Raw genomic sequence first — 12,017 nt, forward strand, 5'->3', positions numbered from 1 at the left:
GAGGGCACGCCCTACTGCCGAGCCCCCGGCAGAATCCTCAGTGTGGAGCACACATTGCAGGTGATGGCCCTCGTCGTCGCCGCCTTCGGCACCGCGGTCCTCTCGGCGGTGGCCGGATTCGGCGGCGGGGTGCTGCTCCTGCCCGTGTTCGTTGCCGTCCTGGGCACCCGCGACGCCGTCGCGGTCCTCACCGTCGCCCAACTGGCCAGCAACGGCAGCCGGGTCTGGTTCAATCGCGCCGAGGTCGACCGCCGTTTGGTCGGCATCTTCGCGATCGGCGCCGTACCGGCCGCAGCCGCCGGCGCCCTGTTGTTCGCGACCGCACCACTGCCTGCCCTGACACGCCTCGTCGGCGTGTTCTTGCTGGGCATGGTCGTCTGGCGACGCTGGAAGCCCCATGCTGTCCGACTCGACGACACCTCGTTCGCCGCTGTCGGCGCAGTGTCCGGCTTCGGCTCCGCCCTGGTCGGCTCGGTCGGCCCGATGGTCGCCCCGTTCTTCCTCGCCCGCGGACTGCTGCGCGGCGCCTACATCGGCACCGAGGCTGCCTCCGCCGTGGTGATGCACCTGACCAAGCTGGTCGTCTTCGGAGCTGCCGCGGTCCTGACCGCCTCCAGCGCGCTGATAGGTCTGGCCCTCGCCCCGGCCGGCACCGCAGGTGCCTGGGTCGGAAAGAAGATCGTCGATCGGCTGCCCGCCCACGTCTTTGTCATCGTGGTCGAGATCGGCCTGATCGTCTCCGGCCTGCTACTGGCCGTCACCGGCGGCTGATCACCGCAACCCGAGCATCGGGCTGCGCAGGGGTGTGGTGGATCCAATGCTCTCCGCTGCGGGCACATAACCCAGCGCCCAGAAGTGAAGGCTCGCCCCGGCCGCTATCTGCAGCCACTGGACGACGACCTTGATGCGGACCCCGACCATCCGCGCGAGGATCGCGGCGGGGAGTTCGGTGGCGAGGAGCGAACAGCGCGGTGGGCCGGTCTTGTTGGCCCCTGAACTCTGCGCCGAGTCTGGCCGCCGCGAACTGACGGCACCGGGAGCACGATCCCCTACGGCTGGAACGCCCGTCACCGGTGTCTTCTGCGCCCGGCCGCACCCTGACGGCCTTGGCGGCCGCGGAGGCGGGGTTTCGGCTGGTGCCGCTTGCGCCGCTTGCCTGACGGGTTCACGGCCGCCTGCGCGCGCGCCTGGGCAGGCGGACCGGCTTGCCGCAGGTTCTCGATCGTGTCGTCGATCGCGTGCAACTCGGCCTCGGCACGCCCCGGTTCCTCCGAGTCGAGTCGGGCGAACGCGTTGCGCGCCTGCTCGTGCGCGCGCAGCACCTTGGCCCGGGGGCGGCCCCGGCCGCCGTACGACCGGGCCAGCACCGCCTGCGCCCGGGCCCTGTTGAACCTGAGCTGCCAGGCACGTACGTCCAACTCGTCGTACAGCGTCAGCGCCCGGCGGGCCGCGGCCTCGGCTCGTCCGCAGGTCTGTCGGATCGCGGGTGCGGCACGCTGCGGCCGGCCTGTCGCATCCAGCGCGAGCAGAACCTCCGCCTCCAGACAGCTCGTCCAGGCTTCGTGGACGCGATTGGCCCACCGGTCCTCCTTGCGCATCCCCTCGTACTGTTCCAGGGCCTGCTCGACGTGTTCCAGCGCCTTGAGCAGGTCCTGCCGGTTCTCCGCCGGGCGGGCACGCGCCCGGCCCAGGTGTGCCTCCGCCAGCCGGGCCAGCGCCAGGGCGTGCTGCGGGCGCACGGCCTCGCGGTACTCCCGCTCCAGGGCGTCGTAATGACGGTTCAAGGCTTCGGTGTGCCGGTCGACGCTCTCGTCCCACTCCTGCCGGGCGGCGTGCTGGACGCCCAGGATGGACAGGGCCTCGGCGATGTCCCGTTTCCACAGGCCCGGACACCTCTCGCGCAGCGCTTCGTAGATCTCGACACTCTGCGAGGCCCTGGCCACCGCATCGTCGACGCGTCCGCTCGCACCGAGCTGCCACGCCAGACCGCGCAACGCGAACGCCCGCAAGCCCTGGATCTCGTCCGGCCCGTGCGCGTCGCTCTCCTGGGCCTGCGGCAATCGCTCGATCAACTCGCACGCCTCGGTCGCCGCCTGCAGGGCCTCGCGCTGGCGCCCGATGCGGTGGGTGGCCGTGGCCAGCGTGCACAGGGACTTCACCAGACCGAAGGCGTTCGTGCGGCTGGGGTTGCGCTGGAACAGCGGTTCCAGACGCCGTATGGAGTCCCGGGCACAGAGGTCCGCCTCCTCGAACCGCCCCACGTCGACGAGCCGGTCGGCCAGGTCCTTGAGGGCCTCCGCCAAGGCGAACTCGTGCTCCTCGGACGGACTGAGCTGGTGCAGCGCGTGGTACATGTCCACCGCCTGCCCGGCGACCTCGTGCGCCTGGATGCGCAGCCCCGAACTGGCCAGGTACAGCGACCAGCGCTGAAGGGCCCGGGCCAGCTCTCCCCGGTTGTCCTGGGTGGGCGCTCCGCCGCCCTGGCGGTAGTGCTGCACCGCGTGCTCCGCGACGGCCGTGGCCAGCTCCAACAGGACGTCCGGGCAGGCGAGGTCGAGTTCTCCGAGGACCTGGGCGGCGACCTCACGCGCCGAGTCCTTGCGCAGCGTGGAGTTCAGCGCGCAGGCCAGCGAGGTGCCGATGGCGCTCGCGAACCGGTCCTGATCGGTGGCGGCGACCTGTTTGACCAGCTTGACCAGGGGGCGGGCGTGGGTGCGCAGCGCGGCGTCCAGCGCCTCGCGGGCCCGCTGCTGGGCCGACGGCTCACCGGTCCCGTCGACCCGGCAGCCGTCGGAGCCGGCGGTGAGCTGAAGGACGTGCAGCACATTCAGTATCTGGCGCGCCTGGTCCGTCGCGGCCTGAGGGATTCCCGGGCCGTCACCGCCTACGTCGAGCAGCCGCGGCGCGATGTCGGGAAAGGCGGCGATGACCTTCGCGCCGAGCCGCTCGGCGAGCCTCAGCGGCTGGAGCGAGCGCAGGTAGCCCTCTCCGGAAAGTTCCGCGTGCTGCCAGCGGGCGAAGGCACGCGTGAGCCACTCCGGTTCGTCGGCCAGGTCCGGCACGAGCCGCAGCCGGCGCGCCGCCTCGGTCTCCCGCTCCCCGTCCGTCTCGCCGTCGGCCACCGCCAGACCGGAGACGGCGACGATCCGTTCGAGCAGGACCGGGTCGTGCGGCAACCTCTGACGCTCGGCGGACGCCTGCCACCTCTGGCGTTCCACGTCGAGGGCGTAGTCCAGCAAGGCGTTGGCGCGTGAGCGTGTGGGCGGTCCCGCGGTGGCCGAGTGTGTTTTGTGCAGCAGGGTGCGGGCGTCCACCAGCGCCTGGATGAGGATGAGCAGATAGCTGCCGAAGTCGGGCTCGTCGAGGCCCGGGACGCCCGTTGCGGCGGGCGCGGCGGCGTCCGTGGAGGTCGCACCCTCCGCCCCGGCACCCGCGCGCACAGTGGCGTCGGCGTTGCTGTCGCTCTCGTCGTACCAGCCCCGGAACGCGGCGTAGGCAGCCCGGTAGACGTCCTCACGGTCGGCTTCCGGGAGCGACGCAAGCGGGGCAGGATCCTCTGCGTCGACCAGTGCCTCGTAGCGCCGCCTGACGGCGTCCCACCACGGACCGCCGCGGTGGGCGACCGCCAGGACGCGCAGCGGATGGCGGCTTCCGCGCTCGGTGGCCTCGGCGAGGAGGACGTGCAGCTGTCCTGCGTGAGCGTCGGCGTCGTCGACGACGAGCAGCCGGTGCTCGGGCAGGGCGCAGACACCGGAGAAGTCCACGTGCAGTGGGTCGACGACACCGGCGACCCACCCCCTCCCGGCCATCGTGCGGCACAGCTCACGGGCGAGACGGGTCTTGCCGACCGTGCTGCCGCCCGTGAGCAGACGTATGCGTTGTCCGCCGCCCCCGTCGTCCTCGTGCTCACACCAGTCGACCAGCGCTCGGAGCTGTTGCGTGCGGCCACGGAAGGGCACGACACCGTGGCGGGATTCGAGCAGGTCGGCCTCGGACCACTGATCGCGTGGCGGCAGCGGGCTGTAGGCGGGCTTCAGGATCTCGCCACCCGCCCAGACGGGGGCCAGCGTGACGCGTTCCTCGGGTGCCGTCCCGCCGCGGGCCGCCAGCAGGCAGGCGTTCGCCTCGGCCGGTCCGTCGTCGCCGAAGACCGCGCTGACGGGCAGCGCGATCAGCCGTCCCTCGATCGTGGCGCGGTCCTCCGTGATCACGCCGATGAGGTGATCCCCGCTGAACAGGGCCGCGCCCGACATGCCGCTCCAGAGCGACGCGCCCCGGGCGAGCGGCGACGAGCCTGTCCTGATCTGCAGGTTCAGACGACGCACCTCGCGCCTCGCCCCGGTGAGCGGAAGGACACGTCCCCGCACGTCCTCCGGGGTCACCAGCTGTCTCGTCCCGGCCTGCTGCACCCCTGACTTCGGAAAGCCCAGCGCCTGGGCGGCGACGGCGCCCTCGCCGATGAGTCGGCCCAGGCGCACCTCACCCGACGGGCCGTCCTGTGCCGTCCGGAACGGATCGTCGGCGGTGGATTCCAGCAGCGCGTAGTCGGGCTCCTCGTCTCCCCGGACCGCCACCCGGAAGGTGTGCCGCTCCTCGGAGAGGTCGTAACTTCCCTCGTGGCGCGCGTAGGCGCGGGCGGTGACCTCGGAGCCCTTCGGCCCGACGCAGTGACCTGCGGTGAGGATGAGCTCCGGTGTCAGCAGATACCCCGAGCCTCGTCTGCCGTTCGCGGAGAGCGAGACCAGCCGCTCGGCGTCGAGCCCGGTCATTCGGCGCCGTCTCCCTCATCGGAGATGAGCGTGGTGGGCGGCAGCGTGAGGTTCAGCTTGATCCGGTGCGTGGTGGCGTTGCCGCGTGCGTAGTCGCCACCGGCCTGGACCACCCAGAACTGGATGCCCGCCCGGCCCGCGGCGTTCCGGGTGATCTGGACCGTGGCCTCCACCTCGACATCGGCGATGCCGAATCGCAGCGCTTCCCCCGCGGCTCGCCGCTGTGCGTCTTCCAGCTCCCGTCGCAGCCCGCCGAGCATGTCCGCGAGACCCAACTCATCGGTGGCGAGCGCTTGTTGCATGTCTGCCATTGCCTTACTCCTTCGCAGGGGAGTTCCCGACCAGGAGGAGTGGGAGGACCCGCGACGGACGGCGGCGACACTGTCAATTGTCCGATGTGTCTCGGGGGCGGGCAACTCGATCACATGACCCGAGATCGGCACGGGGCGTATACGCGCACCCCCTGACTCTGTCGGCCCAGTGTGGGAAGGGGAGTCTTCGTTTCACGGCGTTCGGCTACTGCATCCAGTCCCAGGGCTATGACCCTGGCCGACCGTCCCGCACACCCTCCGACGGCACAGGTCGCGGCCGCCGGATGGTCGCGGCCTCCCCGGACGTCTCGTTGCTGCCGCCCGCTCGGAGCGTCTCGCACGGCGTGGCCGGTGAGGGAGGCGGGATGCTTGCCGAGGCGGCGTGGTTATGGTCCTGCTGGCCGTGGCGCTGAGGAAGTAGAGCGCGCCTCACCCAGCGGGGTCCCGCGCCGACCTGTGCGCGGGACCCCGCCCCCGCTGGATCGCAGCGTTCACGGCGTCAGGATCGCCGGTCCCGGCATGAGTTCCTCGGCGGCAGCGCCTTCTGCCCCGGCCCGCTTGCGCGTCTTCAGGAGCGGCTTCGGAGTCCGGCTGAAAGCCTCGGCCCAGGTGGAGCACTTGCGCAGCAGGTCCGCCTCGGACACGACCTCCAGGGGTGGTCGAGATAATTCACCGCGGGTACGGCGGTGATGTCCAGTTCTGGCCAGCAGCGCGACGACCTCCTTTGGACGGCGTGTCGCGCCTCGCGCGGACCGCACGTCGGTGACGTCCTGTCTCCGAAGCCCGGCCCGATGCCCGGCCGAGGACTGCGCGTGTTGGCGCGGAGCCCGTGAGCGGAGCATGACCCTCCGGCCGAGGCCGCTCTCCTGTCCGCACAGGATGAGGGACCTCGGCTTCGACAGGCGGCGACCCTGGGGAAACCTGCTGTCGGTGGGCCCCGGGATCTGCGCCCGGGTGGTTCATCCAGAGGCCAGAGCGGTCCACTTCTGGTTGGAGCCGTTGTTGCAGTCCCACAGCTGGAGTTGCGTGCCGTCGGCTGTGGAGGAGCCAGGAACATCGAGGCAGCGGCCGGAGGCGGGGTTGCGGTAGCCGCCGTTGTAGACCTGCCAGACCTGGTTGGAGCCGCCATGGCACGTCCACAGCTGGACCCTGGTGCCGTTTGCGGTGGCCCCGCCGGCGGCGTCGAGACATTTGCCCATGGAACGCAGGGTGCCGTCCGTGTAGGAGGACCAGTACTGGTTGGCGCCGTCTCCGCAGCTCCATGTCTGGACGGCGGTCCCGTCAGCGGTGCCCGCCCCGCTGACGTCCAGGCACTTGCCCGCGACGCCGGACTGTACGTGTGCGGGGGCCGGGGCGGGGTTCCTCAGCCACCCGGCGTTGTCCGCGGCCTGAACCCCGCGGTGGAAGGCGTCGGCCATCTTCTGGTAACCGGCGTCGTTGGGATGCAGGGGATCGGCCAGGTCGGCCGTGGTCAGGCTGCTCATGTCGACGTATGCGACATGCTTGCCTGCAGCCTGGGCGTCACTGACGATACGGGCGGCGGCCTGGTTGTACGCGCCCCGGAACTGTTCCTCCGAGCTGCTGGTGGACACGACGAGCGAGGCGACGAGCACGGTGGCGTCGGGAACGTCGGCGGTGATCCGGCTGACCAGCGACTTCAGCCGTGCGATGGCGGTGTCGACCTCGGAGGCCCCCTGGAGGTCGTTGGTACCGATGTGCAGCGTCACGACGTTGGGCCGATAGCGGGTCAAGGCGGCGTCCGCGAGGGCGGCGATCTGGTCGATGCGGTACCCGGAGTGACCCTCGTTGTCGGGGTCGGACATCGTCCCGCCCCGTAACGTACCGACGAAGTCCAGAGGATGGCCGTCCGCCGCCAGCTCGTTCCACAACGGACTCCGGTAGCCGTTGCCCGTACTGCTCCCCACGCCCCACGTGATCGAGTCGCCCAACGGCATGACTCGCAAAGGCGTGTTGGGGGCGGCGGAGGCGGGGGTCACACCTGACAGCGCCGCCCCGAGCGCGGCGACGAGGGAGATGAGCAGCATCCTGGGCTTTCTCATGAAGCGTCCTCTTCTACGAGTGATTGCCGAGCACGGTCGACGACGTGCGGCTGGGCTTCCTGGAGGCGTCGGGCTCAGGTCGGATGAGGGGCTCGTCCCGTTCGCCCCACGCGCGGACTGCCCGTCCGCGCGTGGGACCGACCGCCCCTCATGCCCGTTTGCCGTGATGGGGGTCAGCGCTGCAGCGTGAGCAAGCCCGGCCGGTACAGCAGTTGATGTAGGGGGTGCCTGACGGGGTGTTGGGGGACAGGCCCTGGTAGAGCAGTTGCAGGTTGCACGGGTCGACGGTCATGGTCTGGTCGGGGTTGTTGCGGACCAGGTCACCGTGGCTGATGTCGTTGGTCCAGGTCGCACCGCTGTTGGCCTTGCCCGCGAAGGGGTTGCTCTCGGTGGCCGCCTGTGGGGTCCACGGCCCGTTCAGGCTGGAAGCGGTGAACGAGCGGAAGAACCGCTGCTCACTCACGCCGCGAGCCTCGACGATCATGAGGTACTGGTTCTGGCCCTGCACCTTGTAGACCTGCGGCGCCTCGAACAGGTTCTTCACCGTGTCGCTCATGACCGTCGTGTACGACGAGCCGAAGCTGGCCGGGAAGTTTCCGATCGGCATGTCCGACCGGTAGATCTTGCCGTTGTCACCGGCGAAGAACAGGTACATGTTCTGGCCGTCGGCGATCAGGGTCGGGTCGATCGCGCTGCCGTCGGGGACACTACCGGTGAACAGGGGCTGTGCCGCGGACCAGCCGTTGGGGTTGGTTGGATCGCTCGACGTGCGGTAGACGAACGGCCATTGGGTTCCCCACCCGTTGGATGTCAGCACCCAGATGTTCTTGGGCGCGAAGTAGAACAGGGTGGGAGCCACCGCGCCCTGGCTCATCTGGGTCTGGCCGGCCGAGGCCATGTCCGACCAGTTCGTGAAGGGGCTGAACGCCATCGACTTCCACGACGACCCGTCGGAGACGGTCGCGTAGACGAGGTGCCTTCCGTTGTAGGTCACGGTGGTGAAGTCCTTCAGCGCGGCCCACCCGTTCGCCGGCTGCGCCAGCGGGCCGGTCGAGGTCCACCGGTAGGCCGACGGAAGGGCGCAATTGCCACCCGACGACGCGGACAGGCCGGTCCACTGCTGGTTGGCGGCGCCGTTGCAGTTCCAGAGCTGCACGGTCGCGCCGTTGGCCGTCGCACCGCCCGACACGTCGAGGCACAGTCCGGACTCCACGGCGACGATCGTCCCGTCGGAGTTGACCCGCCACTGCTGGTTGGTGTCGCCGCTGCAGGACCAGATCACCGGCCGGGTGCCGGCCGTGGTGGCGTGGCCCGGAACGTCGAGGCACTTGTTGCCGTACACGGTCAGCTGGTTGTTGTCCGTGAGGGTCCACTGCTGGTTGGTCCCGCCCCAGCAGTCGTAGATCTGCAGGCTCGTGCCGTCGGTCTGCGCGGCTCCCGGCACGTCGAGGCACCGGCCGGAGCCGACGCCGCGCAAGGCACCGGTGGTGGCTGCCTGTGCCGGGTCGGCGACCAGCAGCGCCGCCACAGCGGTGAGGACCGCGAGCACCACGGACAGATGTTTGCGGCCTAAGGCGTGTCTGAGCATGGAGTCCTCTTTCTTGCGTGGGCTTCTTGCATGGGCGGTTCCGGTCGACTCCGTCCGCACTGGCGGGTGGGCGTTGCGGTGCAAGCCGATGTTCGTTCGAGATATCGAGCAATGGCCGAAGTATCGAGCAAGTGGCAGCGAATCGCGGGACGATCTAGCGCAGGAGTTGCGCAGTGGGGGCCTGCTCATCGATCCACTTCACTCATACATGGGATGGATTAGCAGGTACGAGTGTGGCTGGTGTCTAGCCCCGTGACAGAAAATTCCAGCTTCGGGCTGACGGAAGCCGGATTCGTCTGCCGGACAACCATGTCAAACATGGGGTGTTCTGTAGAACGCGTGAAGGTAGCGTGAGCGCGTCGGTCCCTTCGGAACCTCTGCCCGCGCATGCTCTGTCCCGCCGAAGGGTCGCCGGCCCGGCAGGCAGAAGCCTCCCCGGCCCGTCGGGCAGAAAAATGGTTTCGGCTGGAAGGCAACCTTTGCGGTGCTGGTGACCACAAGGAGTCGGATCCGGCCAGTCCCGGTGGCGGCGATCCGTTTTCCCCCTGTGCACGGTATGCAAGGAGAGCACCTCCCCATGAACAACCCCACGAACGGCGAGCGCCGCGGGCGTCATCGCCGTCGCTGGACCGCGACCGGTCTGCTGCTCGGCGTGCCCGCCGCAGTCGTGCCGTACCTCGTGTTCACACAGGACGACTCGCAAGCCGCGACGGTCGACGGCAATGCCTACTACGAGTTGGTCTCCGTGCGCAGCGGCAAGGTGCTGGACGTCAACGGCTTCTCCACCGCCGACGGCACCCGGATCCAGCAGTGGACCGACCAGAACACCGCCAACCAGCAGTGGAAGCTGAAGTCCGCCGGGGACGGCTACTACGAGCTGGTGAACCGCAACAGCGGCAAAGTGCTGGGCGTAAAGGGCAATTCGACCGCTCAGGGGGTCGCGGCCGAGCAGCAGACCGACAGCTCGGCCACCTCCCAGGAGTGGAAGATCGGCGAGGTGAGCGGTTCCGACGCTGTCACCTTCACCTCCCGCAGGAGCGGCCAGGTCCTGGACGTCTCCGGGGGTTCCACAGCCGACGGCGCGACAGTCATCCAGTATCCCGGCAGGGGCAGCACCAACCAGCAGTGGAAGCTGAGGAAGACGGCCGAGGCCCCGGCGTCCGGGACCGGCGGGGCGCAGACCACAGCCGCGTCCGGACCGTATGTGTGGAAGAACGCCCAGGTGGTGGGCGGCGGTTACGTCACCGGACTGGTGTTCAACCCAGGCGAGAAAGGCCTGCTGTACGCGCGCACCGACATGGGCGGCGCCTACCGCTGGGACACCGGGGCCGAGCAGTGGATCCCGCTGACCGACTGGATCGGCGAGAAGGACTGGAACCTGCTGGGCATCGACTCGCTGGCCAGCGACCCGGTCGACCCCAACCGGCTCTACCTCGGGACAGGCACCTACACCAACGACTGGGCGGGCAACGGGGCGATCCTGCGCTCGACCGACCAGGGCCGCACTTTCCAGCGCACCGAACTGCCCTTCAAGCTGGGCGGCAACGAGGACGGCCGCGGAGCGGGCGAACGGCTCGTGGTCGACCCCTCGAACCACGCCACCCTGCTCCTTGGCACCCGCAAGAACGGCCTGTGGCGCAGCACCGACTACGGCGTGACATGGAGTCAGGTCTCCTCGTTCCCCGTCAACGATGGGGCGGGCAGCGGCGGGGGCATCTCCTTCGTGACGTACGGCCCGGCCGGCAGCAAGACGGTCTACGTCGGCGTCGCCGACAAGTCCACCTCCCTGTACCGCTCCACCGACGGCGGCACCACCTGGCAGGCCGTCCCCGGCCGGCCCACCGGCCAGATGCCCCAGCACGGCGTGGTCTCCGGCGACGGCTCGCTGTACCTGACGTACACCGACGCCCTCGGGCCCAACGGCGTGACGGCGGGCTCGGTGTGGAAGTACACCCCGGCCGGCGGGGCGTGGAAGAACGTCTCCCCGTCCAGCGGCGGTTACGGGTTCTCCGGTCTGGCCGTCGACCCGCAGAAGCCGTCCACGGTGATGGTCACCACCCTCGACCGCTGGTGGCCGCAGGACGAGCTCTACCGCACCACCGACGGCGGTACGACCTGGAAGGCGCTGGCCGACAAGTCGGTGCGGGACGCCTCCCCCGCTCCCTACATCGGTACCGGCATAGGCCACTGGATGACCGCCCTGGCCATCGATCCCTTCGACTCCGGGCACGTGCTGTACGGCACCGGCAACGGCATCTGGCGCAGCAAGGACGCAAGCGCCTCCGACAGTGGCGGCACCAGCCACTGGACGCCGGGAGCCGTGGGACTGGAGGAGACCTCGCTGGCGGACGCCGTCGCCCCGCCCGGCGGTGCCACCCTCATCACCTCCATGGGCGACCAAGGCGGATTCCGGTACGCCGGCTCCCTGACCGAGGAGCCCGCCGGGCGGCTGAAGAACCCACTGATGAGCAGCAGCACCGACATCGATTTCGCCCAGTCCAACCCCTCGATGATGGTCCGCGTCGGCCGTGGCGGCGAGCAGGACGGCGCCTACTCCACCGACGCCGGCAGCAGCTGGAACGGCTTCAAGGCGGAGCCGGTCAGCAGTTCCCAGATGGGCCATGTCGCGCTTGCGGCGGACGGCTCCACCATCGTCTGGACGGAGGACGGTCAGGTCCCGTACCGCTCGACCGGCAAGGGCTCCAGCTGGTCGAGGGTCAGCGGCCTGGGCGGCGACGCCGAGGTCGTCGCCGACCGCGCCTCGGGCAGCACCTTCTACTCCCTGTCCCACGGCACCCTCTACGCCAGCACCGACGGCGGCGCGACCTTCACCGCCCGGGCCGGCAACCTGCCCTCCGGCCGGCTCACGGCCGTCCCCGGTATTGCCGGGGACCTGTGGATCGCCGGCGGTGACAAGGGGTTGCTGCACTCCACCGACGGCGGCCGCACCTTCACCACCCTCACCACGGTGAAGTCCGCCTCCGCCCTCGGCTTCGGAAAGGCCGCACCGGGCGCCGGATACCAGGCGTTGTACCTGATCGGCACCGTCAAGGACGTCACCGGAGTCTTCCGATCCACCGACAAGGGCGCCACCTGGCTCCGCGTCAACGACGACGCCCACCAGTGGGGCGCCATCGGCAGCGTCGGCGTCATCACCGGCGACCCCGACACCTTCGGCCGCGTCTACATCGGCACCAATGGACGCGGACTGCAGTACGGCGACCCGTCCTGACCTCGATGCTCGGGCGGAGCGGCAGGCACACCAGCCTGCTGCCCCGCCCGAGCATCC

Annotated in this window: 7 protein-coding genes and 1 pseudogene; 2 read left to right on the top strand and 6 right to left on the bottom strand. The window is 70.0% G+C overall.

The window, feature by feature from the left end:
• The first annotated feature begins 42 nt into the window (after window positions 1-42).
• Complete coding sequence (locus tag AQI94_RS31450) at window positions 43-771, top strand: sulfite exporter TauE/SafE family protein (protein WP_037945107.1); 729 nt, start codon at window positions 43-45, stop codon at window positions 769-771.
• Here the strand turns inward: AQI94_RS31450 and AQI94_RS44760 are convergent, their stop codons facing one another.
• The 6 genes and pseudogenes from AQI94_RS44760 to AQI94_RS31470 form a co-directional block, all read right to left on the bottom strand.
• Window positions 772-921 (bottom strand): hypothetical protein, encoded by a 150-nt coding sequence (locus AQI94_RS44760; RefSeq protein WP_158806417.1) that lies wholly within the window; start codon window positions 919-921, stop codon window positions 772-774.
• Window positions 922-1,067: 146 nt separating this feature from the next.
• Window positions 1,068-4,769, bottom strand: a complete 3,702-nt coding sequence (locus AQI94_RS31455; protein ID WP_031057223.1) for a S1 family peptidase — start codon at window positions 4,767-4,769, stop codon at window positions 1,068-1,070.
• Entirely contained in the window at window positions 4,766-5,080 is a 315-nt protein-coding gene (locus AQI94_RS31460) for a trypco2 family protein (RefSeq protein WP_063760206.1), read from the bottom strand. The genes AQI94_RS31455 and AQI94_RS31460 overlap by 4 nt, the downstream gene beginning before the upstream one ends.
• A gap of 491 nt (window positions 5,081-5,571) precedes the next feature.
• On the bottom strand, window positions 5,572-5,724 hold the full coding sequence (locus AQI94_RS44765) for a hypothetical protein (RefSeq protein ID WP_158806414.1): 153 nt from the start codon (window positions 5,722-5,724) through the stop codon (window positions 5,572-5,574).
• Window positions 5,725-6,039: 315 nt separating this feature from the next.
• Complete coding sequence (locus AQI94_RS31465; protein ID WP_031057218.1) at window positions 6,040-7,140, bottom strand: SGNH/GDSL hydrolase family protein; 1,101 nt, start codon at window positions 7,138-7,140, stop codon at window positions 6,040-6,042.
• Between the two features lie 173 nt (window positions 7,141-7,313).
• Window positions 7,314-8,728 (bottom strand): annotated as a pseudogene (locus tag AQI94_RS31470) (non-reducing end alpha-L-arabinofuranosidase family hydrolase).
• Window positions 8,729-9,305: 577 nt separating this feature from the next.
• Here AQI94_RS31470 and AQI94_RS31475 point away from each other — a divergent pair.
• Window positions 9,306-11,960, top strand: a complete 2,655-nt coding sequence (locus AQI94_RS31475) for an RICIN domain-containing protein (protein ID WP_031057216.1) — start codon at window positions 9,306-9,308, stop codon at window positions 11,958-11,960.
• Window positions 11,961-12,017 lie beyond the last annotated feature (57 nt).

Origin of the sequence: Streptomyces pseudovenezuelae, assembly GCF_001513955.1 — a bacterium.
Classification (GTDB): domain Bacteria; phylum Actinomycetota; class Actinomycetes; order Streptomycetales; family Streptomycetaceae; genus Streptomyces; species Streptomyces pseudovenezuelae.

Excerpts from the sequence above, each read along its gene's own strand:
- AQI94_RS31455 (WP_031057223.1), bottom strand. The coding sequence starts at position 4,769 with ATGACCGGGCTCGACGCCGAGCGGCTGGTCTCGCTCTCCGCGAACGGC.
- AQI94_RS31475 (WP_031057216.1), top strand. The coding sequence starts at position 9,306 with ATGAACAACCCCACGAACGGCGAGCGCCGCGGGCGTCATCGCCGTCGC.
- AQI94_RS44760 (WP_158806417.1), bottom strand. The coding sequence starts at position 921 with ATGGTCGGGGTCCGCATCAAGGTCGTCGTCCAGTGGCTGCAGATAGCG.
- AQI94_RS31465 (WP_031057218.1), bottom strand. The coding sequence starts at position 7,140 with ATGAGAAAGCCCAGGATGCTGCTCATCTCCCTCGTCGCCGCGCTCGGG.
- AQI94_RS31460 (WP_063760206.1), bottom strand. The coding sequence starts at position 5,080 with ATGGCAGACATGCAACAAGCGCTCGCCACCGATGAGTTGGGTCTCGCG.